This window comes from Helicobacter pylori, from assembly GCF_900120335.1.
In the GTDB taxonomy this organism is placed as follows: Bacteria; Campylobacterota; Campylobacteria; order Campylobacterales; family Helicobacteraceae; genus Helicobacter; species Helicobacter pylori_BU.
In genome coordinates this window covers 605,702-632,293 of record NZ_LT635477.1, presented here as the reverse complement: position 1 = coordinate 632,293, position 26,592 = coordinate 605,702, and the positions used below count along the sequence as shown (strand labels likewise).

27 protein-coding genes and 1 other RNA gene are annotated in these 26,592 nt (G+C 38.6%); 18 read left to right on the top strand and 10 right to left on the bottom strand.

Annotated features, from left to right (window positions below; translation table 11 throughout):
• The first annotated feature begins 7 nt into the window (after positions 1-7).
• Positions 8-1,129: an aminotransferase class I/II-fold pyridoxal phosphate-dependent enzyme gene (locus CS889_RS03150; RefSeq protein ID WP_089086813.1), complete on the top strand. Its 1,122-nt coding sequence runs from the start codon at positions 8-10 to the stop codon at positions 1,127-1,129.
• Positions 1,129-3,111 carry a penicillin-binding protein 1A gene (gene pbp1a / locus CS889_RS03145; protein WP_089086812.1) on the top strand — a complete coding sequence of 661 codons (1,983 nt, stop codon included), beginning with the start codon at positions 1,129-1,131 and terminating at the stop codon, positions 3,109-3,111. The genes CS889_RS03150 and pbp1a overlap by 1 nt, the downstream gene beginning before the upstream one ends.
• A 2-nt stretch (positions 3,112-3,113) precedes the next feature.
• Here pbp1a and CS889_RS03140 read toward each other — a convergent pair whose 3' ends face one another.
• The 10 genes from CS889_RS03140 to mltG all read right to left on the bottom strand — a co-directional run bounded on the left by CS889_RS03140 (position 3,114) and on the right by mltG (position 11,874).
• Complete coding sequence (locus CS889_RS03140; protein ID WP_232255604.1) at positions 3,114-3,632, bottom strand: tumor necrosis factor alpha-inducing protein; 519 nt, start codon at positions 3,630-3,632, stop codon at positions 3,114-3,116.
• Between the two features lie 183 nt (positions 3,633-3,815).
• Positions 3,816-4,131, bottom strand: an RNA gene (rnpB, locus tag CS889_RS03135) — RNase P RNA component class A.
• A 35-nt stretch (positions 4,132-4,166) separates the two neighbouring features.
• Positions 4,167-5,639, bottom strand: coding sequence for a disulfide bond formation protein B (locus CS889_RS03130; protein WP_089086811.1), 1,473 nt, complete (start codon positions 5,637-5,639; stop codon positions 4,167-4,169).
• 9 nt (positions 5,640-5,648) lie between these two features.
• Positions 5,649-5,813: a hypothetical protein gene (locus CS889_RS03125; RefSeq protein WP_000394803.1), complete on the bottom strand. Its 165-nt coding sequence runs from the start codon at positions 5,811-5,813 to the stop codon at positions 5,649-5,651.
• Positions 5,814-5,972: 159 nt separating this feature from the next.
• Positions 5,973-7,748, bottom strand: a complete 1,776-nt coding sequence (locus CS889_RS03120) for an HAD-IA family hydrolase (RefSeq protein ID WP_089086810.1) — start codon at positions 7,746-7,748, stop codon at positions 5,973-5,975.
• A gap of 108 nt (positions 7,749-7,856) precedes the next feature.
• Positions 7,857-8,411 (bottom strand): 2-oxoacid:acceptor oxidoreductase family protein, encoded by a 555-nt coding sequence (locus CS889_RS03115; RefSeq protein ID WP_000388059.1) that lies wholly within the window; start codon positions 8,409-8,411, stop codon positions 7,857-7,859.
• Positions 8,411-9,232: a 2-oxoglutarate ferredoxin oxidoreductase subunit beta gene (locus CS889_RS03110; RefSeq protein ID WP_000885307.1), complete on the bottom strand. Its 822-nt coding sequence runs from the start codon at positions 9,230-9,232 to the stop codon at positions 8,411-8,413. The genes CS889_RS03115 and CS889_RS03110 overlap by 1 nt, the downstream gene beginning before the upstream one ends.
• A gap of 1 nt (position 9,233) precedes the next feature.
• Complete coding sequence (locus tag CS889_RS03105) at positions 9,234-10,361, bottom strand: 2-oxoglutarate synthase subunit alpha (RefSeq protein WP_089086809.1); 1,128 nt, start codon at positions 10,359-10,361, stop codon at positions 9,234-9,236.
• Positions 10,361-10,702, bottom strand: a complete 342-nt coding sequence (locus CS889_RS03100) for a 4Fe-4S dicluster domain-containing protein (protein WP_001096848.1) — start codon at positions 10,700-10,702, stop codon at positions 10,361-10,363. The genes CS889_RS03105 and CS889_RS03100 overlap by 1 nt, the downstream gene beginning before the upstream one ends.
• A gap of 182 nt (positions 10,703-10,884) precedes the next feature.
• On the bottom strand, positions 10,885-11,874 hold the full coding sequence (gene mltG / locus CS889_RS03095) for an endolytic transglycosylase MltG (RefSeq protein ID WP_089086808.1): 990 nt from the start codon (positions 11,872-11,874) through the stop codon (positions 10,885-10,887).
• Here mltG and CS889_RS03090 point away from each other — a divergent pair.
• From CS889_RS03090 to apt, 16 genes are all read left to right on the top strand, one after another.
• Positions 11,792-14,731 (top strand): DUF3971 domain-containing protein, encoded by a 2,940-nt coding sequence (locus tag CS889_RS03090; RefSeq protein WP_089086807.1) that lies wholly within the window; start codon positions 11,792-11,794, stop codon positions 14,729-14,731. The two genes, mltG and CS889_RS03090, sit on opposite strands and share 83 nt — an antisense overlap.
• Entirely contained in the window at positions 14,728-14,964 is a 237-nt protein-coding gene (locus CS889_RS03085) for a FeoA family protein (protein WP_000174112.1), read from the top strand. The genes CS889_RS03090 and CS889_RS03085 overlap by 4 nt, the downstream gene beginning before the upstream one ends.
• Positions 14,961-15,605, top strand: a complete 645-nt coding sequence (gene nth / locus CS889_RS03080) for an endonuclease III (RefSeq protein WP_089086806.1) — start codon at positions 14,961-14,963, stop codon at positions 15,603-15,605. The genes CS889_RS03085 and nth overlap by 4 nt, the downstream gene beginning before the upstream one ends.
• Before the next feature lie 81 nt (positions 15,606-15,686).
• Entirely contained in the window at positions 15,687-16,058 is a 372-nt protein-coding gene (fliN, locus tag CS889_RS03075; RefSeq protein WP_001115284.1) for a flagellar motor switch protein FliN, read from the top strand.
• Entirely contained in the window at positions 16,055-16,936 is an 882-nt protein-coding gene (locus CS889_RS03070; protein WP_089086805.1) for a hypothetical protein, read from the top strand. The genes fliN and CS889_RS03070 overlap by 4 nt, the downstream gene beginning before the upstream one ends.
• Positions 16,920-17,879 (top strand): energy transducer TonB, encoded by a 960-nt coding sequence (locus tag CS889_RS03065; protein WP_099169086.1) that lies wholly within the window; start codon positions 16,920-16,922, stop codon positions 17,877-17,879. The genes CS889_RS03070 and CS889_RS03065 overlap by 17 nt, the downstream gene beginning before the upstream one ends.
• A 3-nt stretch (positions 17,880-17,882) precedes the next feature.
• Complete coding sequence (gene pyrC, locus CS889_RS03060; RefSeq protein ID WP_089086804.1) at positions 17,883-18,902, top strand: dihydroorotase; 1,020 nt, start codon at positions 17,883-17,885, stop codon at positions 18,900-18,902.
• Positions 18,878-19,996: a 3-deoxy-d-manno-octulosonic acid hydrolase subunit 2 gene (locus CS889_RS03055; RefSeq protein WP_089086803.1), complete on the top strand. Its 1,119-nt coding sequence runs from the start codon at positions 18,878-18,880 to the stop codon at positions 19,994-19,996. Before pyrC ends, CS889_RS03055 begins: the two co-directional genes overlap by 25 nt.
• A gap of 6 nt (positions 19,997-20,002) precedes the next feature.
• Positions 20,003-20,557 carry a 3-deoxy-d-manno-octulosonic acid hydrolase subunit 1 gene (locus CS889_RS03050; RefSeq protein ID WP_089086802.1) on the top strand — a complete coding sequence of 185 codons (555 nt, stop codon included), beginning with the start codon at positions 20,003-20,005 and terminating at the stop codon, positions 20,555-20,557.
• Between the two features lie 5 nt (positions 20,558-20,562).
• Positions 20,563-22,593, top strand: a complete 2,031-nt coding sequence (locus CS889_RS03045) for an LTA synthase family protein (protein ID WP_089086801.1) — start codon at positions 20,563-20,565, stop codon at positions 22,591-22,593.
• Positions 22,594-22,679: 86 nt separating this feature from the next.
• Entirely contained in the window at positions 22,680-23,552 is an 873-nt protein-coding gene (gene folD / locus CS889_RS03040) for a bifunctional methylenetetrahydrofolate dehydrogenase/methenyltetrahydrofolate cyclohydrolase FolD (RefSeq protein ID WP_172825100.1), read from the top strand.
• A complete protein-coding gene (gene lepB / locus CS889_RS03035; protein WP_000670665.1) occupies positions 23,552-24,424 on the top strand; it encodes a signal peptidase I in 873 nt (290 codons plus the stop codon). Before folD ends, lepB begins: the two co-directional genes overlap by 1 nt.
• A gap of 8 nt (positions 24,425-24,432) precedes the next feature.
• A complete protein-coding gene (locus tag CS889_RS03030; RefSeq protein ID WP_001159351.1) occupies positions 24,433-25,131 on the top strand; it encodes a site-2 protease family protein in 699 nt (232 codons plus the stop codon).
• 20 nt (positions 25,132-25,151) lie between these two features.
• Positions 25,152-25,607, top strand: a complete 456-nt coding sequence (gene rpiB / locus CS889_RS03025; protein WP_089086799.1) for a ribose 5-phosphate isomerase B — start codon at positions 25,152-25,154, stop codon at positions 25,605-25,607.
• Positions 25,608-25,657: 50 nt separating this feature from the next.
• Positions 25,658-25,990 carry a hypothetical protein gene (locus CS889_RS03020; RefSeq protein WP_000495091.1) on the top strand — a complete coding sequence of 111 codons (333 nt, stop codon included), beginning with the start codon at positions 25,658-25,660 and terminating at the stop codon, positions 25,988-25,990.
• 57 nt (positions 25,991-26,047) lie between these two features.
• Positions 26,048-26,587, top strand: a complete 540-nt coding sequence (apt, locus tag CS889_RS03015; protein ID WP_001006112.1) for an adenine phosphoribosyltransferase — start codon at positions 26,048-26,050, stop codon at positions 26,585-26,587.
• Positions 26,588-26,592: the final 5 nt, after the last annotated feature.

The following is a 26,592-nucleotide window of genomic DNA, read 5'->3' as shown; positions in this document are numbered from 1 at the left end:
CGTTTTGATGTTTTCTAAATCCTTAGAAGCCTTACACCATGTTAAACGATACCGCAAAAGAGAGTTGTTTGACCCTTTATTAAAGGATTACGCTTCTAACGATTATTTGGGTTTGAGCGTTAAAAAAGATTTGCTTCAAAACGCCTTTGATAAGCTCCAATCCTTTGATTGCCACTCCCCCAAGGCTTCCATGCTAGTGAATGGCTACCACCCTTTGCATGCAGAATTAGAAGAACGATTAGCGGATTTGTTAGAATTTGAAAGCGTTCTTTTAGTGGGGAGTGGTTTTTTGGGTAATCTGGCTTTAATAGACACCCTTTTAGTCAAAAACGCCCTCTTATTCATGGACGCACACTACCATGCGAGCGGGATTTTTAGCGCCAAAGCTAAACCTAATCAAGTGGTTTTTTTCTCGCACAATGACGCTAAGGATTTAAAACAAAAACTCTTTAACGCTCCTAAAAACAAGCTCAAATTTATAGCCATTGAGGGGGTTTATTCTATGGATGCGAGCGTCGCTCCTTATGATTTTTATGAAATCATTCAAGAGATTCCTAACGCTTTTTTAATCGTAGATGAAGCCCATAGTTTTGGGACTATCGGCGAGAATTTATTGGGTTTTTTAGAATATTATCGCATCAAAGAAAAAGACAAAATCATTAAGCTCAGCACTTTTTCTAAAGCCCTTGCGAGCTATGGGGCGTGTGTTTTAGCCCCCTTACAAGTCATAGAGTTTTTAACTAATCGCGCTAAAAGCGTGATTTATACCACCGCTTTAAGCCTGTTAGACACCGCTTTAACTTTGGCCCATTTAGAATACTTTATCGCGCAAAAACAGGAATTAAAAAAAGAGCTTCACAAACACCAACAGATTATTTTTGAAACTTTAGGCGTTAGAACGCTCGCAGGATTTTTTACTTTAGAGTTTGAAAACAATCCCGCCCTTTTAAACGCCCAATATTTTTTGAAAGAAAAGGGGTTTTTAGTGGGAGCTATCCGCCCCCCTACGGTTTCTAAACCCCTTTTACGAGTCTCTTTGTCCCTCAAAAACAGCTTAGAAGACACTAAAGAGCTTGCAAACGCCCTTTTAGATTATTCTAAAATACAATCTTCTTTTAAGAGTGGTTAATGCTAAAAAAGATTTTTTATGGTTTTATCGTTTTATTTTTGATTATCATAGGGTTGTTAGCCATTCTTATCGCTCAAGTTTGGGTAACTACGGATAAGGATATTGCTAAAATTAAAGATTATCGCCCCAGTGTCGCTTCACAGATTTTAGACAGAAAAGGGCGTTTGATCGCTAATATCTATGATAAGGAATTTCGTTTTTATGCGCGTTTTGAAGAAATCCCCCCACGATTTATTGAAAGCCTTTTAGCGGTAGAAGACACCCTCTTTTTTGAGCATGGGGGGATCAATTTAGACGCTGTCATGCGCGCTATGATTAAAAACGCTAAAAGCGGTCGTTACACTGAAGGGGGTAGCACCCTAACCCAACAACTCGTTAAAAACATGGTGCTTACACGAGAAAAAACATTAACCAGAAAGCTCAAAGAAGCTATCATCTCCATACGCATTGAAAAAGTCTTAAGCAAAGAAGAAATTTTAGAGCGTTATTTGAACCAAACTTTTTTTGGGCATGGGTATTATGGCGTGAAAACCGCAAGCTTAGGGTATTTTAAAAAACCCCTTGACAAACTCACGCTTAAAGAAATCACCATGTTAGTCGCCTTACCCAGAGCTCCGAGTTTTTATGACCCTACCAAAAATTTAGAATTTTCGCTCTCTAGAGCTAATGATATTTTAAGGCGGTTGTATTCTTTAGGCTGGATTTCTTCTAACGAGCTCAAATCCGCTCTCAATGAAGTGCCAATCGTTTATAACCAAACTTCCACGCAAAACATCGCCCCTTATGTCGTGGATGAAGTGTTGAAGCAATTGGATCAATTAGACGGGTTAAAAACTCAAGGCTATACCATCAAGCTCACGATAGATTTGGATTACCAACGCTTAGCGTTAGAGTCTTTGCGTTTTGGGCATCAAAAAATCTTAGAAAAAATCGCTAAAGAGAAGCCAAAAACTAACGCCTCTAATGATGAAGATGAAGACAACTTAAACGCCAGCATGATAGTTACAGAAACGAGCACCGGTAAGATTTTAGCCTTAGTGGGGGGGATTGATTATAAAAAAAGCGCTTTCAATCGCGCCACGCAAGCCAAACGGCAATTTGGGAGCGCGATCAAGCCTTTTGTGTATCAAATCGCCTTTGATAATGGCTATTCCACGACTTCCAAAATCCCTGATACCGCGCGAAATTTTGAAAATGGCAATTATAGTAAAAACAGCGCGCAAAACCACGCATGGCACCCTAGCAATTATACTCGCAAATTTTTAGGGCTTGTAACCTTGCAAGAAGCCTTGAGCCATTCGTTAAATCTGGCTACGATTAATTTAAGCGATCAGCTTGGCTTTGAAAAAATTTATCAATCTTTAAGCGATATGGGGTTTAAAAACCTCCCTAAAGATTTGTCTATTGTGTTAGGGAGCTTTGCTATCTCACCGATTGATGCGGCTGAAAAGTATTCTCTATTTTCTAATTACGGCACCATGCTCAAACCCATGCTCATTGAAAGCATCACCGATCAGCAAAACAATATCAAAGTTTTCACGCCTATGGAAACCAAAAAGATCACTTCCAAAGAACAAGCTTTTTTAACCCTTTCAGCGCTGATGGATGCGGTAGAAAACGGCACAGGGAGTTTGGCTCGCATTAAAGGTTTAGAAATTGCCGGTAAAACGGGGACTCCTAACAATAATGTGGATGCTTGGTTCATTGGCTTTACCCCCACCTTACAAAGCGTGATCTGGTTTGGGAGAGACGATAACACGCCTATTGGCAAAGGAGCGACAGGGGGCGTTGTGAGTGCGCCTGTGTATTCGTATTTCATGCGTAACATTTTAGCGATTGAACCTTCTTTAAAAAGAAAGTTTGATGTCCCCAAAGGCTTGCGTAAAGAAATCGTGGATAAAATCCCCTACTACTCAACCCCTAATTCCATCACCCCCACCCCAAAAAGAACAGATGATAGCGAAGAACGCTTGTTGTTCTAATCCTACATGGCTATAGGGACTTTAACATCTCCGTAATTGATAGAATCTTTAAAGATTTCTTCCACTTTAGAAACAAGGATACTCACCGCTTGATCGTCTAAAGACATTTTATGCAACCCTTCGCTTAAAGCGTCCTTATCAAAACCACGCGCACGCACTAACGCAAACACTTCTTCATTGTTAGGATTGATATAAATCCCTAAACGATCCACATTCATCAAGCTGTCAAAAATGGGCTTTGTCATTTGGATAAACATTTCATTAGTGATCTTTTGCTTGATGCGGTTGGATTTAGAAAGGTAAGCCTCTTTGAGTTTATGCACGATATTTTGAGCCACTCTTATTGTCGCTCTTTTGGTAGCGATTTTTTCTATCTCTTCAGTTGCCTTACCATCTACAATGTGCGAGCTATCCACCCCTTGCGTGAGATACTGGCTGCGATTTTGCAACATCCAATAAGGCACATCTTGCAAAAAAGAATTCCTTTGTGAAGTGTTTGGGCAAGTACAAGCCTGCAACATTAAAACACCCAATCCGCATAAAACCAATTGCTTGCTTTTTAAAAAAGATTTTTCTAACACGCTATCCCCTTTGATTTTGATTTTACAGAGTGTAACATAAATCTTTAAGATTTAAACAATAATTAGGTAAAAAAATAAAAAAAATAAAACGATTAAATAATTGTTAAAAAAATTAACACGCAGTTAAGCATTAGAATAAGCCGGGTTCTGTCAATGGATGGCCATTTATCTGGGAAATATTTTGCAATATTCCTCAAGCGAAGCGCGTATCAATTTAGACTTACCATGCGCTTCTTGCTACAAATTGGGTTTGCCCAAACAAGCTAAATCGCTTTAGCTTTGGTGGGCTCTTACCCCACCCTTTCACCCTTACCTTAAAAAGGCGGTTTGCTTTCTGTGGCACTTTCCCTTAGCTTGCGCTAGCCATCCGTTAGATGGAATTTTGTCTAATGTAGCCCGGACTTTCCTCTATTCTAAAATAGCGACCATCTTCTAATGCGTTAATATATTAGAAAAAAGTAGCTTTAAAAGAGTTTAAAAATTAAGGGTATAGAGAATATTTTTATTATTCTCATAGCTCACAAGGACAAGCTCATCGTTTCTAAACCCCCCAGCGCTGATATTTTTAATCTCTTTTGGTAAGCCATAAACTTCAAGGATCTCTTCTTTTGTAGGGTCTATGACTAAAAGCGTGTTAAATTCCTTACTGAACGCATAAAGTTTATTATCCTTTAAAGCCAAAGCGCTAATGACTAACTCGCCCAGTTTCCTTTTTTCTTTAAGTTTGGCATTGCCTAATTCCAGTAAAAACTCCCCATGCACCTGTTTGTCGTTATTGAGCATGGAGATAATCATCAAATCCTTATAACGCTTGTTAGGAGCGGTGGTTAAATAAGTGAATTTAGCCCCTCTTCTTGCAGCACTAATATAGTAGTTTTTCGCCCTAGAAGTTTTTAAGCGGCTGCGTTCCACTTCATCAAAAGAGTCAGCCCCTTCTAAAAAATAAGGGAAGTTTTTAAGCGCGTTAGCGTTTTTGTTAGGAGTGATTTCTACGCTCGTTTTATTATTGCCCATGATCACAATGTTTTCATCTTCGTTAAAATCCGCCCCCACGAACGCCCCCACCGTCGCGCTATAATAGCTATCCAACACCATATGGCTATGAATGGCTTTCAAATCGTTACTTACAAGATAAAGCCCTTGCTTTTCTGTGGTAAGGATCGCCTTGTCTTCATTGAAACTCAAATCCGTGATCGCCCCATTCAATTTTAAAAAAAGCTCTTCTTTTTTTTCAATCTTTAGAGTTTTTGCGATTTCTAGAGGCGAATGTTCATAATCATTATCTTTAGGTAAAGCGCTCAATTTCAAAGGCTCGCCCACATCTCTTCTGCCTAAAACGCTTCTTGGGAATTTCAAATGATCCCAATTCTCCATAGACCAGACCGATTCTTTCAAATTCCAAGAAAAACGCACCGGATCGCTTTGCCCTATGTAAGGGAAAGGCCCGGTAGAAACAAACGCCTGTATCGCATTAGAACCCACCACCATAAAGAAAACATAAAAAGCGCTTTTTTGGAGCGTGTTTAACAAACGATCTTTAAAAGGTTGGGCATTAGGGGCAAAAAAGAGTAAAACCCCTAAAAGCGTTATCACGCTAAAAAAGACAAAAAGCGCCCAAAACTGCGTGTGCAAGCCCAAAATAGCGAGCGCGAAGCCCTGCCCCACATCTTCTAAAGCATGGCCACCCGTATGATAAAAGCTCTCATACAGCCCGCTACTAGCCATGAGTAGCAGCAAGGCAATGTATTTAGGCTTAAACCCAAAACGCACCACCAAAAGCGCCACCGCCCCAATTAAAATCATGTTGATGCGTTGCGCCCAGCAAAAAATACAAGGCGAATCCTTCAAAACATAGCCAAAATAAAAATTCGCCAAACCCACAGGAAAGATCAAAATCCCTAAAACCGCCAAAGAAAAAAGATTGTAAAATTGGGTTTCTTTATTCATGCATCCCCCTTATAGATTCATGTTAGGCAAAACGCTAGAGCTATGGGCTATAAAAATAATAAGCTCCACCAACCACACCACAATCAAAATCCCAAACGCCCAATTTTCTTTTTCAGGCTTTTTAAACGCTATCAAAATAGCGGCCAGACTTAAAATCAGTCCTAAAAACTCCATGCCGTTCCTTAAAATTTTCGTAGGATTATACTCAAAAACAAACTATTTAATAAATAAAAAAATTATCTAGTGGATAACTTTTGAGAGAGAGTTATTTAAGGGAGTTTAAGAAAGAAAGCTCTAGTTACCCATATTTGATTAAAAACAGAGCCAATTTTATCATTTCTTTTTTAACTTCCCATAGATTTTTTTAATTAGAGACAATATTTTAAACAACCTCTCTTGCTTGTTTGTCCTAAGACTTCTTTTTAATACGCCATAACTTTGTGAAGGTTTTAAAATGCAAGACAGCAAAGAAACATCATTACAAAACAAGGGCAGAGCGTTTTTATGCGTCGCGTCTGGAAGAAAATAAATTTGTTTGAATTGCTCTTGATCTTGAATACTAGGATTGTCAATGAAGAAATTCACCCATTCTATCACATCATGAATGTCTAAAGAAATTTGACTTTCTTTAAAATATGAAGCATATCCAACAGCCCCTTCTACTATTTTTTCATAAGCTTTAGAGCGGTGTTTTTCACAAGATGAAACGTCTTTTTGATAGATTGGAACGCCATTTTCTACATTTAAAATAGGGTATTCAGGGCTTGTTAGCAAAAACTCCATAAAATCCCAATTATGAAAATAAACGGGTTTAGGGTGTGAAAAAGGTAAGAAACTCACGCAATCATAATTTAAAATTCTTAGGAGATCCACATAGCACCCAAAAACTTCTTTGTTTAAAGCTTTTTGGATTAACCCTTGCGAAGAATACCCTAAAGTAATCGTATCTACAATAGCGATATTTCCTTCTAAATTTGATGAAAACAAGTATTCTCTGTAATTATTTAAACATTTTAACGCTAAATGGCGGCAATGTTCAAAATTGCTATAGAGATATACATACGCCTGTTGGTTGGTGGTGATTTGCTTCTTTTTAACTTCTTCTTCGCCTTCTAAAATACGCAAAATCTCCAAACTCTCGCCCTCTACGACTTCTAAAAATACCGCTTTTTTTAAAATTCTGGGAGCATAGACATAAGTAGTTTTATATGAATTTGGATATAAAATATTAAAAATTTTTTGCAATAAATAACCATCTCGCGCAACAAACACTAAAGTATCAATATTTCTTTTATGAATTTCCTTATAGATAAACTGGCAATAAGCAACGGCTGCAATTCCTGCCTGCATCGCTCCCAAAAGAAACCAATAATCAAATTTTTCATGTTTTTGAATATAATTTTTATAAAAAACGCATAAAGAACCTAAAATAAAACTTTGCGCAACACTGGTTGGAGTGAACGTTTTGTATTTAGGAAAAACTTCTTCTAATTGTTTCAACACGCTTTTTCTAAATAGCGTTGCTATACCTAAACTTTTAGGCATAGCGTCATCTGCCCAAGAATTATCACCGATATGCAACATCTGCGTGTGAGTAATATTTTCTTGTTTTAAAACATGCTTAAACAAATCCTTTGAATGTTTAGTGAGCATTATATGGTTACTAAGATAGAAATTTGTATAACCATCAAAACCCTTAGAAATTAAAATATCTTCAAGAACCTCTAAAGGTAAATACATATCTGATACAATAATCACTCTCTTATTGTTCTCTTTAGCGAAACGATAGAGTTCTAACATCTCCAAGTTTGGAATAAGCACCTCTTTTTCAGTAGCAATTTCTACTTCCTTATATGAATGAAACTCTTTTGGGATTTGATAATAAATTTCATCTAGAGTGATGTCTTGTTCTTTACTTAATTTTCTGGATTGCATTTCTGCCAGGATTCTTGCTTGATGAAAACCTTTAATATTATATTTAGTCTCAATATACCAAAATAAATCTGTGGGTTTAATGAAAGGTCTTAGAAGAAGGGTATCAAAAATATCAAAAGAAATCACATCGTATTTTAAAATCTCACTTTTTGCCCCATCCAAAAATTTGCGCATACAAGAATCCTTTGTAAAATTTGAGCATTATATCATTTTTTTTTTTTTCAAAAATACAAAAAAAAGGGAAAAAGCTATAACTAAAAAATGAAATAAGGAGTTACCCCCTTATTTTTTCAAAGCTTCTAAAGCATGTTTTTTGCCAATTTCAAAGGCTTTTTTGTTCGTTTCAGCGACTTTTGCAGGGACTTTTTTAAGCATGGTATCTAGAACGATATTTTCTTCCACGCATTTAGTCAGCTCCACGGTAATGGCTAGCGCCACCACAGATTGCGTGATAATGTTACCCACTTCATCTTTAGCGATACTAATGATAGGGATTTTATAAAGCTGGTATTTTTCCTCATCTTCTTTAGTGGGGGTTACTAGATTGGGATCAATGACAACGATACCGCCTTGTTTAATGTCGCTTTTAAACTGGTTGTAGCTGATTTGAGCGACTGAAAGCATGAAATCAATCTCGCCCTCTTTAGCATAAGGGAAAATGATTTCATCTCTATCCAGCAAAATATCCACTTTAGTAGGCCCTCCACGCACTTGCGAAGTGTAGGTGGAAGTCTTAGTGCCATAGCCTCCGCTCACAATCTTAGCTTCAGCTAAAATCTCTCCCGCTAACAACACGCCTTGCCCTCCAACGCCTGTAAATCGTAACTGTGCTTCCATTATTGTTTTCCTTGTGCTTTTTCAATGATTTCTTGATACGCTTCGCAATATTCTTTCCTGTCCGTGTCATGCTTTAAAACGCCTGTAGGGAATTTATCCACCCTTTCTTCAGGGCTCATGGCTTCAAACTGGCGTTTGCTCACTAATCGGCTTTCCATCCATTTCAGCATTTGAGACGCTTCGCCCATTTTATTCTTACGCCCTAAATTGATATGGCAATTGCTATGGACATCAAAGAAGCTAAAGCCCTTATGCGTGAAACCTTCTTTAAGCACTTTTTCTAACTTTTGAGGGTCTAAAACGCTCTCTCTAGCTACAAAACTCGCCCCTGCAGCGGTGGTTAAAGCGCATGGGTCAAATTGGTTGTCAATATTCCCCCATTGAGCCGTAACCGTCCACATGCCATTAGGCGTGGTGGGCGAAGTTTGGGAGTTGGTCAAACCATAAATAAAATTATTCACTAAAATAAAATTCAAATCAATGTTTCTTCTGCATGCGTGCATGGTGTGATTGCCTCCAATCGCAAAGCCATCGCCATCGCCAGAAACCACGATCACATGCTTACTAGGGTTAGCCAGTTTAATCCCTGTCGCATACGCTACAGCCCTACCATGCGTGGTGTGAACGGTGTTGCAATTCACATACGAACTCATGCGTCCGCTGCAACCAATCCCGCTCACCAAGCACACATCATCCATTTTCCAACCTAAGGCATCAATCGTGCGGATAATGGATTTTAAAATCACGCCATCGCCACAGCCCCAGCACCACAAAGTGGGTATTTTATCCACACGCAAATATTCATCATAATTAAACGCCATTTTAAAGCTCCTTCAATTTTGCGATGATTTGTTTGGGCGAAATCGTGCGCCCATTGGCTTGACCAAAGAAATGCACCTTTCTTTGCATAACCCTTTCAATTTCTTCTAAATACTGCCCCTTATTCAATTCAATCACAAGGATTTTTTCGTATTTGTCCCCTATTTCTTTCAAGCGTTTAGCCGGGCTTGGCCATAAGGTTTTAGGCCTGAAAAAGCCGACTTTTTGCTTGCTTTCTTTATGGTAATCTTTCAAGGCTTCTTTAACCGCTAGAGAAACCGAACCATAAGCGATGATAACGATTTCAGCACCCTCTAAATCCATTTCCTCATTTTCATTGATAATGTCTTGTTTGGATTCAATCTTATGGAATAATCTGTCAATCAAATCCCCCCCGATTTTAGCGTCTTCAGTAGGAAAGCCAATGGGCCCATGGTGCAAGCCTGAAACATGGTAGCGATAGCCTTTAAAGAAAGGGTTTAAAACGGCCGGCTCGTCTTGCGCAACCCCATAAGGCTTGTAGTCCTTTTTATCGCCCACAAATTCCTTACGATTAATAGTCATCTTTTGCACTTCTTCTAAATCCGGGATTTGCACCTTGCCATACATATGCCCCACGGTTTCATCCATGAGTAAGAACACAGGAGTCATGAGCATTTCAGCCAAGTTAAACGCGCGAACGGTTTCGGTGTAAGCTTCTTCTAAATTTGCAGGAGCGAGCGCGACGGCTTTAAAATCCCCATGTATGGGGTGTCTTAAAAAATTCACATCGCCTTGAGCCACACGAGTGGGCATCCCAGTTGATGGACCTGAACGCATCACATCAGCGATCACTAAAGGGATTTCTGCCATGAAAGAATAACCGATTTGCTCCACTTTCAATGAAATACCAGGACCAGAACTCGCTGTCATAGACTTCGTCCCGCTCATGCTCGCTCCTAAAGACACGCTAATCCCGCTGATTTCATCTTCCATTTGGATAAAATGGCCGCCGCATTTGGGTAAAGCCACGCTCATTGCATGCATAATATCCGAGCTTGGCGTGATAGGATAGCCCCCAAAAAACCGACACCCCACTTCAATCGCCGCTTTAGCGACTAATTCATTCCCATCAGAAATAATCTCACGCATTATTTGCCTCTCCCTTCTAAAATAGTCTCTTCTAAGAGCATGTATTTATTGGCTTTAACCCTTTCGCTTCTTTCTTGAGCGTCTTTAGAAACTTTAGCGAATTTGAAATCCTTCCTGTCAGCCACATAAATCGCAAAATCCGGGCAGTGCAACTCGCATTGCACGCAACCGATACAGCTCTCTGGGTAGGCTACTTTGGCCACTTTTCCAAGCACCCTTTCTTTTTCAATCCCCATGCCAAGAACCCCAGCAGGGCATACCGATACGCAAATATCACAACCCTTACACCTGTCTTCATTCACCCAAACGGCAACCCCATCTGGAGCGTTCATTTTAGCCATTCATTCTCCTTTGTGCTAAAAGCTGTTTTAAGCCCTAGCAATCAAAATTTGCCTAAAATTGTAGCAAGCCTTTTTTAATAAAATCTAAAATGCTTTAATAGTAAGAACTTAAAATTAAAATGAGAAAATACTAAACACTTTTTAACCAATTTAAAAGAAAAAACGCCCCATTAACCCTAATTTTAAAAATGATTATTAGAAAGATTGATGTTTTTTAAATGCTCCTTATAAGTCGCGCTGAAAGCATGTTTTTTATCCGGCATTTTCACAAAATACAAGAAGTCAGTTTTTTTAGGGAATACCACCGCCCTAATCGCTTCTAGGCTCACGCTCCCCACAGGATTTTTAGGCAAGCCCTTAAATTTATAAGTATTGTAGGGGGTGTTATCGGTTTTAATGCGCTCTTTTGTCACTTTAGCGTGTGAAAATTCCTGGTAATTCAAAGCCCCATCCATTTGTAAAGGCATGCCTTTTTTCAAGCGGTTAAAAATCACGCTCGCAATCAGGGGCATTTCTTCAATATTAGCGGCTTCTTTTTGCACAATAGAAGCGAGAATGATTTTTTCAAACCATTCTTCTTTATGGTAGTATCCAAGCCATTGTTTGCTTAAAGCTTCGTGTTTTTTAAGGGATTGACCGATCAAAGCTTGCATGATTTTAAAAGCGTCCTCCCCTAAGGGTAAATGATAAGTGTCTGGCCATATCACCCCATCTTCTATCACAGCGCCGTTTAATCGTGGAGCGATGCTTTCATAAGCTTCATTGAGATCGCCAACTCCTAACTGGTAAGTTTCGCTCAAAATTTGCGTGAAAAAATAGCGGGTTTCTCCAGGGATTAAAGTCGCGCTTTTTTGCGCCGCTTTCGCTTTGATCAAACGGACTAAAAAATCCCCCTTCCTTAAAGCCCCATCGCCCATGTCAATATAGCCTTTTTTAGGCATGCCCATTAGGCGCAACAAAAGCAAATCCAAAGCGTTAATATCCACGCCTTGCTCTTTCAAAGAAAAAAACACTTTTTTGAGCGAACCTTGCGGGACAACCACCACTTTGTTAGGATAAATTGGTATACTTAAATAAAAAAGAATACTGATGAATAAAAGAAAACATGTATCTAAGAAAGTGTTCAATGTCATTATTTTGTTTGTGGCAGTATTCACTCTTTTAGTCGTCATTCACAAAACCCTTTCAAACGGCATTCACATACAAAATTTAAAAATTGGAAAGCTTGGCATTTCTGAATTATACTTAAAACTCAATAACAAGCTTTCTTTAGAAGTTGAGCGGGTTGATCTCTCTTCTTTCTTCCATCAAAAACCCACTAAAAAGCGTTTAGAAGTTTCTGATTTGATTAAAAATATCCGTTATGGCATTTGGGCGGTGTCTTATTTTGAAAAACTTAAAGTCAAAGAAATCATTTTAGACGATAAAAATAAAGCCAATATCTTTTTTGATGGGGATAAATACGAGTTAGAATTTCCAGGAATCAAAGGGGAATTTTCCCTAGAAGACGATAAAAATATCAAGCTTAAGATCATCAATTTGCTCTTTAAAGACATTAAAGTCCAAGTGGATGGCAACGCCCACTATTCACCTAAAGCTAGGAAAATGGCGTTCAATTTGATTGTCAAGCCTTTAATTGAACCCAGTGCTGCAATTTATTTGCAAGGGCTAACCGATTTAAAAACCATAGAATTAAAAATTAACACTTCCCCAATGAAAAGCCTAGCGTTTTTAAAGCCCCTTTTCCAACGCCAATCGCAAAAAAATTTAAAAACATGGATTTTTGACAAGATCCAATTTGCTAGCTTTAAAATTGATAACGCTTTAATCAAGGCTAATTTCACTCCTAGCGAGTTTATCCCATCGCTTTTAGAAAATTCTGTAGTTAAAGCCACTTTGATTAAGCCTTCAGTCGTTTTTAATGATGGCTTATCGCCCATTAAAATGGATAAAACCGAATTAGTTTTCAAAAACAAACAATTACTCATACAGCCCCAAAAAATCACTTATGAAACCATGGAATTAACCGGCTCTTACGCCACTTTTTCCAATTTGTTAGAAGCCCCTAAGTTGGAGGTTTTTTTAAAAACGACCCCTAATTATTATGGCGATAGCATTAAGGATTTATTGAGCGCTTATAAAGTCGTTTTACCTTTGGATAAAATCAGCATGCCATCTAGTGCGGATTTGAAACTCACCTTACAATTCTTAAAAAACACCGCCCCCTTATTTAGCGTTCAAGGCAGCGTTAATTTGCAAGAAGGCACCCTCTCGCTCTATAATATCCCTCTTTATACGCAAAACGCTAATATAAGCCTAGATATTACCCAAGAATACCAATACATCTACATAGAAACTACCCACACCCGCTATGAAAACATGCTGGATTTAGACGCTAAAATCGCTTTAGATTTAAACAAAAAAATCCTTTCTTTAGATTCTTTAGTCCATAAAATACGATTCAACACTAACAATAATATCAACATGCGTTCTTATGGCTTGAATAACGACCAAGATAACCCACAGCCTGCTAAATTTTCTTTAGATTTAAAAAGCTTGCATTCTATCATTCAAGAGGGTGAAAACTCAGAGGTGTTTAGAAGAAAAATCATAGACACCATTAAAGCCCAAAGTGAAGATAAATTCGCCAAAGATGTTTTCTATGCTACAGGAGACACTCTTAAAAACCTTTCTTTGAATTTTGATTTTTCTAACCCCAACCACATGCAATGGAGCGTGCCACAACTCTTATTAGAGGGCGAATTTAAAGATAACGCCTATGTTTTTAGAATCAAAGATTTGAAAAAAATCAAGCCCTATTCCCCTATTATGAAGTATTTCGCCTTAGAAGATGGTTCTTTAGAAGTTTCTACGAGCGATTTTATTAATATTGATTTTTTTGCTAAAGATTTGAAAATCACTTTACCCATCTATCATAGCAACGGCAGGCAATTTGATTCCCTCTCTTTATTTGGTTCTATCAATAAAGATGAAATTTCTGTCTATACTCCAAGCAAAAGCATATCCATAAAAGTTAAGGGGGATCAAAAGGATATTACCCTTAATAACATTGATTTGAGTGTTGATGATTTCTTAGATAGTAAAATGCCAGCTATTGCGGAATTATTCTCAAAAGAACGAAAAGAAAAGCCTAGCTCTAAAGAAATCCAAGATGAAGATGTTTTCATTAGCGCCAAACAACGCTATGAAAAAGCCCACAAAATTATCCCTATCTCTACACGCATCCATGCTAAAGATGTCGTGCTGATCTATAAAAAAATGCCTTTTCCTTTAGAAAATCTTGATATTGTCGCTCAAGACGATAGGGTGAAAATTGATGGCAATTATAAAAACGCCATGATCATGGCGGATTTAGTGCATGGGGCTTTGTATCTTAAGGCTCATAATTTTAGCGGGGATTATATCAACACTATCCTCCAAAAAGATTTCGTAGAAGGGGGCTTATTCACGCTTATTGGGGCTCTTGAAGATCAGGTTTTCAATGGCGAATTGAAATTCCAAAACACAAGCTTAAAGAATTTCGCCCTCATGCAAAACATGATCAATCTCATCAACACCATTCCCTCCCTCATTGTCTTTAGAAACCCTCATTTAGGGGCTAATGGCTATCAGATCAAAACCGGCTCCGTTGTTTTTGGGATCACTAAAGAATATTTAGGGTTAGAAAAAATTGATCTTGTCGGCAAAACGCTTGATATTGCTGGCAATGGGATCATTGAATTAGACAAAAACAAATTAGATTTGAATTTAGAAGTTTCCACTATCAAGGCTTTGAGTAATGTTTTAAATAAAATCCCTATCGTGGGCTATCTCGTTTTAGGAAAAGAAGGTAAAATCACCACTAATGTGAATGTCAAAGGCACGCTGGATAAGCCTAAAACTCAAGTAACTTTAGCGTCAGATATTATCCAAGTGCCTTTTAAGATCTTGCGCCGTATTTTCACGCCCATTGACATCATCGTGGATGAAGTCAAAAAAAACATTGATTCAAAAAGGAAATTAAAATGACGCTCAATGAAGCCATTAAAGACAAAACTTATGAAATTGTAGAAATCGCTAACTGCGATGAAGCCCTTAAAAAACGCTTTCTCTCTTTTGGTATTCATGAAGGGGTTCAATGCACCCTTTTGCATTCTTCCATGAAAAAAGCCACGCTTTCAATTAAAATCAACCGCATTCAAGTGGCTTTAAGATCCCATGAAGCACAATACCTTGTCATCAAAGAAAGCGTGCAAGAATGAGCTTGAAACGTGCTAAAACGAAAGCCCAACAAATCAAAGAGCTGCTTTTAAAACATTACCCCAACCAAACCACCGAATTGCACCATAAAAACCCCTATGAATTATTAGTGGCGACCATTTTAAGCGCTCAATGTATGGACGCTAGAGTGAATCAAATAACGCCCAAGCTGTTTGAAAAATACCCCAGCGTGAACGATTTAGCCCTCGCTTCTTTAGAAGAGGTTAAAGAGATCATCCAATCCGTTTCGTATTCCAACAATAAAAGCAAGCATTTAATTAATATGGCGCAAAAAGTGGTTAGGGATTTTAAGGGCGTTATCCCCTCTACGCAAAAAGAATTGATGAGCCTGGATGGCGTAGGGCAAAAAACCGCTAATGTGGTGCTTTCAGTGTGCTTTGATGCAAATTATATAGCCGTAGATACCCATGTGTTCCGCACGACACACCGCTTAGGTTTAAGCAACGCTAAAACGCCTATTAAAACCGAAGAAGAACTCAGCGATCTTTTTAAAGACAACCTATCCAAACTCCACCATGCCTTAATCTTGTTTGGCCGTTATACTTGCAAAGCTAAAAACCCCTTATGCGGTGCGTGTTTTTTAAAAGAATTTTGCGTTTCTAAAGCTAGCTTTAAGGCGTAGTGGCTTTATTTGTTATAAAATTTATAGTAAAATTAAGATTTTATAATCAAAGTCAAATCATTCTTGAAAGAGTAGAGTTTTATGCCAGAAACAGAAGCTAATAAGTTAAAAATAGCCGAAAAAGAAAAAGAGAAAGCGAATAAAGAAAGAGAACTAGAGCTTTCCACTTATTTAGAAGAACTCATCTGCGATTATAAAAACCTTTTGGACATGGAGATTGTTTTTAGCGCGGAACTTGGCTCCACGCAAATCCCTTTATTGCAAATCTTGCGTTTTGAAAAAGGCTCTGTGATTGATTTGCAAAAACCCGCCGGAGAAAGCGTGGATACTTTTGTGAACGGGCGGGTTATTGGTAAGGGTGAGGTGATGGTTTTTGAAAGGAATTTAGCCATTCGTTTGAATGAAATCCTTGATTCTAACGCCATTGTGTATTATCTCGCTAAAAATTCATGAGATTGTTATTCTTGTTACTGAGCGCTACTTTGATGTTACTGGCTGAAGAAAAAATACCTTTAAATGATGATGCCCCCATTAAACTGGTTCATTGGCAAAATGCGCTAAAAGAAGTCCAACCCGATTCAAACGCTCCGGCAACACCACCTATAAGGGCCGTGCAAACCACGCTCACTTTTGAAACACCTTTTAACAAAACGCCTAAAATCATGGAGGTTGAAGGGCAAAAAGTGATCGTGTTAAAAAACGCTCAATTGGATTCTAAAAAAACGATGGATTTTAAAGAAGCCTCTTTGAATGCCTTAGAAATGTTTTCCTACCAAAATGACATCTACCTCTTGTCTAAAAAAGCTAAAGCGGGATTAGAAATCCAAGCTTCAAACAGCAAGGATAAAAAGCAACTCCGCTTTCTTTTTTTACCCAAAGGTTTTCATTTAGCTCCACTGCCTAGCCTGAAAGAAAAATCTCAGCATGCCAATCTCGCAAGCCAAGATGAAAAAGAGCGAGCCAAAAACCCCTTAAACGCTCTAGAGTTAAAACCCCCACTGGATTTAAGCCATGCTTACAAGGGGTTAGCGGTTATTGCTGTCTTACTCTTAATATTGTATGTAATCAAAAAAAAAATCGTTCCCATACAAGGGTCTTTTTCTGCAAAAGATTTTAAGTTAGAAATTAATGTTTTGGGTCGTGTTGATGCGAACCATAAAATCATCTCAATAGAAACCAATAAGGAGCGTTACTTGGTCTTACTAAGCGACAAATACGGCCTGCTTTTAGACAAAATAAGCCCAAAAACATCTAAAGAAGAACTGATTAAAGAAGCTGAAAATAAGATAAAGAATTCAAAATTAGGAAATTTATATGCCGGAAAATTCTAAACTACAACCTGCTAAGTTAGGGAAAAATTTTGATCCTGTGGATCATTCTAACAGGAATTTTTTCTTTTCTCTCATTCTATCTATATTGTTACACTGGTTGATTTATTTTTTATTTGAACACAGAGAAGATTTTTTTCCTTCAAAACCCAAGCTCGTTAAATTAAATCCTGAAAATTTATTGGTTTTAAAAAGAGGCCATTCGCAAGATCCCAATAAAAACAACCCAGGCGCTCCTAAACCCACGCTAGCTGGCCCCCAAAAACCCCAACACCCCCACCCCACCCACGCCCCAACTCCGCCAACCCCACCAAAACCTATAGAAAAGCCAAAGCCTGAGCCTAAACCAAAGCCCAAACCAGAACCCAAAAAGCCCAACCACAAACATAAGGCTCTCAAAAAAGTGGAAAAAGTGGAAGAGAAAAAAGTAGTAGAGGAGAAAAAAGAAGAGAAAAAAGTAGTGGAACAAAAAGTAGAGCAGAAAAAAGTGGAAGAGAAAAAACCTGTTAAAAAAGAATTTGACCCTAACCAGCTTTCTTTCTTGCCTAAAGAAGTTGCGCCACCCAGACAAGAAAACAATAAAGGCTTGGATAACCAGACTAGAAGGGATATTGATGAATTGTATGGCGAAGAATTTGGGGATTTAGGCACAGCCGAAAAAGATTTCATCAGGAATAATTTAAGGGATATTGGGCGCATCACGCAAAAATATTTAGAATACCCTCAAGTAGCGGCTTATTTAGGGCAGGACGGGACGAATGCAGTAGAGTTTTACTTGCACCCTAACGGCGATATTACCGATCTTAAAATCATTATTGGATCTGAATACAAAATGCTTGATGACAACACTTTAAAAACCATTCAGATCGCTTATAAGGATTACCCGCGCCCCAAAACCAAAACCCTCATTCGCATTAGAGTGCGCTATTACTTGGGAGGCAATTAAAAAATGGAAATCACGCTTTTTGACCCCATAGACGCCCACTTGCATGTGCGAGAAAACGCGCTTTTAAAAGCGGTATTGGAATATTCTAGCGAGCCTTTTAGCGCCGCAGTGATCATGCCCAATCTCAGTAAGCCCTTGATTGACACTCCAACCACCCTTGAATATGAAGAAGAAATTTTAAAAAATTCTTCAAACTTCAAGCCTTTAATGAGTTTGTATTTTAATGATGGTTTGACTTTAGAAGAATTGCAACGAGCTAAAAACAAAGGCATTAAATTTTTAAAACTCTACCCCAAAGGCATGACCACAAACGCGCAAAACGGCACTTCAGATTTGTTGGGTGAAAAGACTTTGGAGATTTTAGAAAACGCCCAAAAATTAGGCTTTATTTTATGCGTCCATGCAGAACAAGCCGGGTTTTGTTTGGATAAAGAATTTTTATGCCATAGCGTTTTAGAAACTTTCGCCCTTTCATTCCCTAAACTCAAAATCATTATAGAGCATTTGAGCGATTGGCGCAGTATCGCTTTGATTGAAAAGCATGACAACCTCTATGCGACTTTGACCTTACACCATATCAGCATGACTTTAGATGACTTATTAGGGGGGAGTTTGGACCCGCATTGTTTTTGCAAACCCTTAATCAAAACCAAAAAAGACCAAGAAAGGCTTTTATCCCTTGCTTTAAAAGCCCACCCTAAAATCTCTTTTGGATCGGATAGCGCCCCGCATTTCATTTCTAAAAAGCATAGTGCTAACATCCCGGCAGGCATCTTTTCTGCTCCTATTTTGTTGCCTGCGTTGTGCGAACTTTTTGAAAAACACAACGCTTTAGAAAATTTGCAAGCCTTTATCAGCGATAACGCTAAAAAAATCTATGCGCTAGACAATTTACCCAGTAAAAAAGCGCATTTGTCTAAAAAACCCTTTATAGTCCCTACGCACACGCTTTGCTTGAATGAAAAAATCGCTATCTTAAGAGGGGGCGAAACGCTATCTTGGAACCTTCAAGAAATCGCCTAAAAAACACCGCCTTTTTCGTGGGGCTTTTTATCGTTTTGTTTTTAATTGCAATAAAGCGCCAAACTCCCCCCTATGCTTTCGCACGCAATCAAACCCTTGTTACTCAAAACCCCCCCTATTTCACGCAGCTCACTATCCCTAAACCAAATGACGCTTTAAGCGCGCATGCGAGCTCTTTAATCGGCTTGCCTAACGATAATCTTTTGAGCGCTTATTTTAGCGGCACTAAAGAAGGGGCAAGGGATGTGAAAATCAGCGCGAATCTTTTTGACAGCAAAACTAATCGCTGGAGCGAAGCCTTCATTCTTTTAACCAAAGAAGAGCTTTCTCATTATTCGCATGAATACATCAAAAAACTGGGTAACCCCTTGCTTTTTTTGCATGATAATAAAATCTTGTTGTTTGTCGTAGGGGTGAGCATGGGCGGGTGGGCCACTTCTAAAATCTATCAATTTGAAAGCGCTTTAGAGCCGATTCATTTTAAGTTTGTGCGAAAACTCTCTTTAAGCCCTTTTTTAAACTTGAGCCATTTAGTAAGGAATAAGCCTTTAAACACCACTGATGGCGGGTTTATGCTACCACTCTATCACGAATTAGCCACCCAATACCCCCTATTATTGAAATTTGACCAACAAAATAACCCAAGAGAGCTTTTAAGGCCTAATACCCTAAACCACCAGCTCCAGCCAAGCCTAACCCCCTTTAAAGACTGCGCTGTCATGGCGTTTAGAAACCATTCTTTTAAAGATAATCTCATGCTAGAAACCTGCAAGACCCCCACCGCTTGGCAAAAACCCATTTCTACAAATCTTAAAAACTTAGATGATTCTTTGAATTTACTCAATTTAAATGGAATATTGTATTTGATCCACAACCCTAGCGATTTATCACTGCGTCGTAAAGAACTCTGGCTTTCTAAATTAGAAACCTCCAACTCGTTTAAAACCTTAAAAATTTTAGATAAAGCGAATGAAGTGAGTTACCCAAGCTATAGCCTTAATCCCCATTTTATAGATATTGTCTATACCTACAACCGCTCTCATATCAAACACATCCGTTTCAATATGGCTTATTTAAAATCCCTTCTCAAGTAATCAGTCATGTTTATACCTTCTTCTTACACGCTGAGTTTTGCATGGCTTTTTTTAATTTTCTTTTTTTTCAAAAATAAGCCATTGGGTTTGAGGTTTTCGCTCTCTTTGATAAGTGCGATTTTAAGCAATATCGCTTTCAAAGACTCTCTATCGCTCAATGCATTTTTAAGCAGTTTTACAGCCCCCTTAAGCCCTTTTAGCTGTCTTTTGATCCTTGCTTATGTGAGCTTTTCTTGTCATATACTCAAAAAGCCCCCTTTAGAAACCTTGCAATCTTATAGCGTCATGCTGTTTTTCAATCTGTTGCTTTTGACAGATATTTTAGGGTTTTTGCCTTTTTCAATCTATCATCATTTCATGGCTTCTCTGATTTTTAGCGTGCTTTTTTGCGGCAGTTTGTTTTTGAGCAGCCCCTTATTAGGCGTGATCGCTTTAGTGGCGTTATCCAGTTCGCTTTTGATGCACTCTAATTTTCAAATCTTAGATTCTTTATTGGATTTCCCCTTGCTTCTTTTTGTCTTTTTTAAAACTTTATATCTTGTTAAAAAAAGGTTGTATTAACGCTTATGAAACCCTTATCTAATGCCCTATTTTCGCTCTTTTTAAAAGGTTTTTATTTCACCTTTTTCATGAGCTTGTTGTTTGTGTTCAATCGTATCGGCTTTATCCTTTATACAGGCTATTATAAGCATGCTTTAAAAAACCCTGTTTTTGATGAAATCATCAAAACCCTACTCAACGGGGCAAGATACGACAATCGTGTGGTCTCAAGCTTATCGATTCTTTTTATCATCATCGGGTTATTAGGGTTATTGGCCCCTAAACACCAAGTAAAAATGCTTAATATTGTGGCGTATTTTTCTATCGCCATTATTCTGTTTTTAAATATTGCGAACATTGTTTATTATGGCATTTATGGGAATGTGTTTGATGAAAATTTATTGGAATTTTTGCATGAAGACACGCTCACGATTTTAAAAATGAGTGGGGAATACCCTATTTTTTCTAGTTTTTCACTCTTTGTAATCCTTAGCGTTTTAATTTCTTTTATCTATTTCAAACTCCAAAACGCCCTTTTTAAGCCCACAAATGTTTATCAAACCACCAAACCCCTTAAAACTTTCATTTTATTTGCGCTTTTTTCGCTCACGCAAATGTTTTACATTAACGCGCAATTGAGCTTTGTGGGCGCATCTTTAGATCTCAGCATAGAGCCAGCCAAAGATCCTTTTTTAATGAAAATCACCCCCGGTGCGTTTCGCAACCTTTATCTTTTAGCGCGCAATTACAGACAAAGCCATAACCTTAAATTCAGCGATTTTGCTAAAGAAACGCCTTTAGAAGTGGCGAAAAATTATTTCCATCTTAAAGAAAACCCTTCAAACAACCTCTATGAGTTGCTTTCTCAAACAAGCCACAACAATTCCAATCAAACCATTCAACATGTTTTTTATATCGTTTCAGAGTCCTTAAGCTCATGGCATTTTGATAAAAAATTTGATTCCATAGGGCTAACGAGCGCTTTACAAGATTTGGTTAAAAAAGAGCATGCTTACATGCTTTCTGCTTTTATTGAAAGCGCCCCACGGACCGTTAAGAGCCTGGATGTCCAAATCACAGGCTTACCCTATATCAATGACAATAACTTAGTCAATTCAGGGGTGATCCTCCCTAGCTTTCCTATGGCGATTGGCAATATCATGAAGACTTTAGGTTATAAAAACAACTTTTATTATGGAGGCAGCGGGATTTGGAATAAACTCACTAGTTTCACCAAAAAACAAGGTTTTCACGCCCTTTATTTTAACAATCATCTCTTAGAATTTGTTAAAAACAAGCCCTACCCTAAACCCATAGAGAGCAACTGGGGAGTGCATGATAATATTCTATTTGACTATATTTTAGAAAACACCAACCCCCATGAAAAAACTTTCAGCATGGTCATGACTTTAAGCAACCATGCGATCAAAAACGTGAATCTCAAAGCCTTTGGCGTGCCTTTAGAAAAAATCCAACAATTTGTGGAAAAAACCCCTAAATCAGAAAATTTACCGGACGCTAATTCTTTAGGACATATTTACTGGTATGACAAAGTGGTGGTTGATTTCATCAAAAAAGCCAGCCAAAAATTCCCCAACTCGCTTTTTATCATCACAGGGGATCACTTTGACAGGAGCTATGAATACGCTAAAAACGATTTGTATATCATTAAATCCGTGCCGCTTATTTTATATGCCCCCACTTTAAAGCCTAAAAAAATCAGTCAAGTCGGATCGCATTTAGACATCGCCCCTACGATTGTTGAATTAGTCGCTCCTAAAGGTTTTCAATTTGTGAGTTTTGGGAAGCCTTTATTTTCTAACAACACAACAAACCCTCCAAGCCACCCCAATTACGCGCTAGGCTATGAAGCGATCGCTACTAAAGATTATTTTTATAACCCGAGTTTGGGGTTAAGGTATTTGAATGAAAACCCTAAAGAGCTAGAGGATAAACAAAACGACAAAATAGAAGCTTCCAAGTTTTACCAGCAATTAGAATCTTTGAAAGCCCTTAGTTATTACTTGCTCTATCATGGGGCTAGTCTTAAAGATTGACAAGCTAAAGGGAGTTTTTTAATTCCATTAAACGCATGATTTTTGCTACAATAGTAGGATTTTAATTATATAAAGGATAAATGGGCATGCCAAATAGGGGCGTTGTTTTATTAGATGGGCAAGCGTTAGCTTATGATATAGAAAAAGATTTGAAACATAAAATCCAAATAATCCATACACAAACGCATAAACGCCCCAAATTGGCCGTGATTTTAGTAGGAAAAGACCCCGCTAGTATCACTTATGTCAATATGAAGATCAAAGCATGCGAAAGGGTGGGCATGGATTTTGATTTGAAAACCCTCAAAAAGAACATTACCGAAGCTGAATTGCTGTCCTTGATTAAAGATTACAATACCGATCAAAACATTTCAGGCGTTTTAGTCCAGCTCCCCTTGCCCAGACACATTGATTCTAAAATGATTTTAGAAGCTATTGACCCTAGTAAAGATGTGGATGGTTTCCACCCCCTTAATATCGGCAAGCTCTGCACTCAAAAAGAATCGTTTCTGCCAGCCACCCCTATGGGCGTGATGCGGCTTTTAGAGCATTATCATATTGAGATCAAGGGTAAGGATGTGGCGATTATTGGGGCGAGTAATATCATTGGCAAACCTTTAAGCATGCTCATGCTAAACGCTGGGGCTAGCGTGAGCGTGTGCCATATTTTGACTAAAGACATTAGTTTTTACACCAAAAATGCTGATATTGTCTGCGTGGGCGTGGGTAAGCCTGATTTGATTAAAGCGAGCATGTTAAAAAAAGGGGCTGTAGTGGTGGATATTGGGATCAATCATTTGAACGATGGGCGTATCGTGGGCGATGTGGATTTTATCAACGCTCAAAAAGTTGCCGGTTTTATCACCCCTGTGCCTAAAGGCGTGGGGCCTATGACGATCGTTTCGCTTTTAGAAAACACTCTAATCGCTTTTGAAAAACAACAAAGGAAGGGATTTTAATGAAATTTTTACGCTCTGTTTATGCATTTTGCTCCAGTTGGGTGGGGACGATTATTATCGTGCTGTTGGTTATCTTTTTTATCGCGCAAGCCTTTATCATTCCCTCTCGCTCTATGGTTGGCACGCTCTATGAGGGCGATATGCTCTTTGTCAAGAAGTTTTCTTACGGCATCCCCATTCCTAAAATCCCATGGATTGAGCTTCCTGTTATGCCTGATTTTAAAAATAACGGGCATTTGATAGAGGGGGATCGCCCCAAGCGTGGCGAAGTGGTGGTGTTTATCCCTCCCCATGAAAAAAAGTCTTACTATGTCAAAAGGAATTTTGCCATTGGGGGCGATGAGGTGCTATTCACTAGTGAGGGGTTTTATTTGCATCCTTTTGAGAGCGGCAACGATAAAGATTACATTGCTAAACATTACCCTGATGCCATGACTAAAGAATTTATGGGTAAAATTTTTGTCTTAAACCCTTATAAAAATAAGCATCCAGGCATCCATTACCAAAAAGATAATGAAACCTTCCACTTAATGGAGCAGTTAGCCACTCAAGGCGCAGAGGCTAATATCAGCATGCAACTCATTCAAATGGAGGGCGAAAAGGTGTTTTATAAGAAAATCAATCACGATGAATTTTTCATGATCGGCGATAATAGGGATAATTCTAGCGACTCGCGCTTTTGGGGGAGTGTGGCTTATAAAAACATCGTGGGTTCGCCATGGTTTGTTTATTTCAGTTTGAGTTTAAAAAACAGCCTGGAAGTGGATGCAGAAAATAACCCCAAAAAACGCTATCTGGTGCGTTGGGAACGCATGTTTAAAAGCGTTGAAGGCTTAGAAAAAATCATTAAAAAAGAAAAAACAACGCATTAAGGTTTTTTGTGCAATTTTTTGATTTCTCTTTAGAAAGTTTTATTACCACCTTAATGAAAATCCTAGCCCTTTTGATCGCTATCATAGGGCATGAGATCATGCATGGCTTGAGCGCGTTTTTATTTGGGGACAGGAGCGCTAAAGACGCCAAGCGTTTGAGTTTAAACCCTATCAGGCATTTAGACATGATGGGTTCGGTGCTTTTACCGGCTCTGTTACTCATTTTTCAAGCCCCTTTTTTGTTTGGGTGGGCCAAACCCGTGCCTGTGGATATGCGCTACATTGTCTCTCAAAAAGGCTCTCTGGCATGCGTAGTGGTGAGTTTAGCCGGGGTGATTTATAATTTCACTCTGGCCGTTCTGCTCGCTTTCATCACGCATTGGAGCTTCCAAAGACTAGGGATCAACGCTTTAAGCATCAATGAATTGAATCTTTATCAGCTTGCGTTAGTAACCTTTCTCATTCAAGGCATTCTCTATAATCTTGTCTTGGGCGTTTTCAATAGCCTCCCTATCCCGCCCTTAGACGGCTCCAAAGCGTTAGGCTTTTTAGCGTTGCATTTTAAAAGCGCGTTTTTATTGGAATGGTTTTCTAAAATGGAACGCTACGGCTTGTTGATTGTGTTAATATTCTTATTTATCCCCCCTTTATCGGAGTTTTTTATCCATGCGCCCACAAGATTTTTATTTTCCTTACTCCTTTCTTAATCTTTTATCAAGGAGAGCTTATGAATAAGCCCTTAAATACCGCTCAAGTTTTTATAGGAAGCGATCATGCAGGGTTACATCTTGCAGAATTTGTTAAACATTTTTTAGAAGACAAGCGTTTTAAAGTCCAAGCTTTTTTACCCACTATGAGGGTGGATTACCCTGATTACGCCAAATTAGTGTGCCAAAAGGTCTTAGAAAATCCGCAAAGCTATGGCATTTTAGTGTGCGCTACAGGGATAGGCATGAGCATGGGCGCTAATCGCTTTAAGGGTATTAGAGCCGCCTTGTGCCTTGATGCCTACATGGCCAAAATGACTCGCTTGCACAATAACGCCAATGTCTTGTGCTTGGGCGAAAAGATTAGCGGTATCGGCGTAGCAGAAAGCATTTTGGAAGCGTTTTTCTCTACAGAATTTGAACAAGGCCGTCATGTGTTGCGTATCCAAAAGCTAGATGAATCGCTGAAATCATAGGGCTAATATAGTATAATTGCATCGTTTCGCTAAAAGGATATTTTAATAGAATGTTTACCCAATGGTTTATCATCACTATCGCTGTTGTTTTTATCCTTTATATGGGCGTGCGCACCTTCTTTTTTAAAACCGTGGCTAAACGGCAAGAACGCACCAATGCGTCCATGAAGCTCACCCTACAAGAAGCTGAAATTTTGATCCAAAAACACCAGTTGCAACTCCAAAGAGCTTTGGGTAATATTGATATTCTTACCCAAGAAATGAGCTCGTTAAAAACAGAATTAAAAGCCCTTAAACAACGCAACTCTGAATACAAAGGCGAATCGGATAAATATAAAAATCGTATTAAAGAATTGGAGCAAAAAATAGAAGCTCTCCTTTAAAAACGCTATAATAAACCAAAATTCTACAACCAATCCGTTATATTAAAGGAAATCAAAATGAATGAAACGCTCAAAGAAGAACTTTTACAAAGCATCAGAGAAGTGAAAGATTACCCTAAAAAAGGGATTTTATTCAAAGACATTACCACGCTACTCAACTACCCTAAACTCTTTAACAAACTCATTGACGCGCTCAAAAAACGCTATCTCGCTCTCAATATAGACTTTATCGTGGGCATTGAAGCGAGGGGGTTTATTTTAGGCTCTGCTTTAGCTTATGCGCTTGGGGTGGGTTTTGTGCCTGTGAGGAAAAAGGGCAAGCTCCCTGCGCACACCTTGTCTCAAAGCTACAGCCTAGAATACGGGAGCGATAGCATAGAAATCCACTCTGACGCTTTTAGGGGAATTAAGGGGGTAAGGGTGGTGTTAATTGATGATTTGTTAGCCACTGGAGGCACAGCTTTAGCGAGCCTTGAGCTTATCAAAGCCCTACAAGCTGAATGCGTAGAAGCATGCTTTTTGATAGGGTTAAAAGAATTACCGGGTATCCAACTTTTAGAAGAGCGAGTGAAGACTTTTTGTTTGTTAGAGTGCTAGGATAA

Bases quoted from the DNA above. Each gene is read 5' to 3' on its own strand.
- mltG (WP_089086808.1), bottom strand. From the start codon at position 11,874: ATGACGACTAAAAGAGTGAATACTGCCACAAACAAAATAATGACATTG.
- CS889_RS03150 (WP_089086813.1), top strand. From the start codon at position 8: ATGTTTTCTAAATCCTTAGAAGCCTTACACCATGTTAAACGATACCGC.
- apt (WP_001006112.1), top strand. From the start codon at position 26,048: ATGAATGAAACGCTCAAAGAAGAACTTTTACAAAGCATCAGAGAAGTG.
- CS889_RS03045 (WP_089086801.1), top strand. From the start codon at position 20,563: ATGAAACCCTTATCTAATGCCCTATTTTCGCTCTTTTTAAAAGGTTTT.
- rpiB (WP_089086799.1), top strand. From the start codon at position 25,152: ATGAATAAGCCCTTAAATACCGCTCAAGTTTTTATAGGAAGCGATCAT.
- fliN (WP_001115284.1), top strand. From the start codon at position 15,687: ATGCCAGAAACAGAAGCTAATAAGTTAAAAATAGCCGAAAAAGAAAAA.
- pbp1a (WP_089086812.1), top strand. From the start codon at position 1,129: ATGCTAAAAAAGATTTTTTATGGTTTTATCGTTTTATTTTTGATTATC.
- CS889_RS03120 (WP_089086810.1), bottom strand. From the start codon at position 7,748: ATGCGCAAATTTTTGGATGGGGCAAAAAGTGAGATTTTAAAATACGAT.
- CS889_RS03140 (WP_232255604.1), bottom strand. From the start codon at position 3,632: ATGTTGCAGGCTTGTACTTGCCCAAACACTTCACAAAGGAATTCTTTT.
- CS889_RS03070 (WP_089086805.1), top strand. From the start codon at position 16,055: ATGAGATTGTTATTCTTGTTACTGAGCGCTACTTTGATGTTACTGGCT.
- CS889_RS03110 (WP_000885307.1), bottom strand. From the start codon at position 9,232: ATGGCGTTTAATTATGATGAATATTTGCGTGTGGATAAAATACCCACT.
- CS889_RS03130 (WP_089086811.1), bottom strand. From the start codon at position 5,639: ATGAATAAAGAAACCCAATTTTACAATCTTTTTTCTTTGGCGGTTTTA.
- CS889_RS03065 (WP_099169086.1), top strand. From the start codon at position 16,920: ATGCCGGAAAATTCTAAACTACAACCTGCTAAGTTAGGGAAAAATTTT.
- folD (WP_172825100.1), top strand. From the start codon at position 22,680: ATGCCAAATAGGGGCGTTGTTTTATTAGATGGGCAAGCGTTAGCTTAT.
- pyrC (WP_089086804.1), top strand. From the start codon at position 17,883: ATGGAAATCACGCTTTTTGACCCCATAGACGCCCACTTGCATGTGCGA.
- nth (WP_089086806.1), top strand. From the start codon at position 14,961: ATGAGCTTGAAACGTGCTAAAACGAAAGCCCAACAAATCAAAGAGCTG.
- CS889_RS03050 (WP_089086802.1), top strand. From the start codon at position 20,003: ATGTTTATACCTTCTTCTTACACGCTGAGTTTTGCATGGCTTTTTTTA.
- CS889_RS03125 (WP_000394803.1), bottom strand. From the start codon at position 5,813: ATGGAGTTTTTAGGACTGATTTTAAGTCTGGCCGCTATTTTGATAGCG.
- CS889_RS03100 (WP_001096848.1), bottom strand. From the start codon at position 10,702: ATGGCTAAAATGAACGCTCCAGATGGGGTTGCCGTTTGGGTGAATGAA.
- CS889_RS03020 (WP_000495091.1), top strand. From the start codon at position 25,658: ATGTTTACCCAATGGTTTATCATCACTATCGCTGTTGTTTTTATCCTT.
- CS889_RS03090 (WP_089086807.1), top strand. From the start codon at position 11,792: ATGAATAAAAGAAAACATGTATCTAAGAAAGTGTTCAATGTCATTATT.
- lepB (WP_000670665.1), top strand. From the start codon at position 23,552: ATGAAATTTTTACGCTCTGTTTATGCATTTTGCTCCAGTTGGGTGGGG.
- CS889_RS03085 (WP_000174112.1), top strand. From the start codon at position 14,728: ATGACGCTCAATGAAGCCATTAAAGACAAAACTTATGAAATTGTAGAA.
- CS889_RS03105 (WP_089086809.1), bottom strand. From the start codon at position 10,361: ATGCGTGAGATTATTTCTGATGGGAATGAATTAGTCGCTAAAGCGGCG.
- CS889_RS03115 (WP_000388059.1), bottom strand. From the start codon at position 8,411: ATGGAAGCACAGTTACGATTTACAGGCGTTGGAGGGCAAGGCGTGTTG.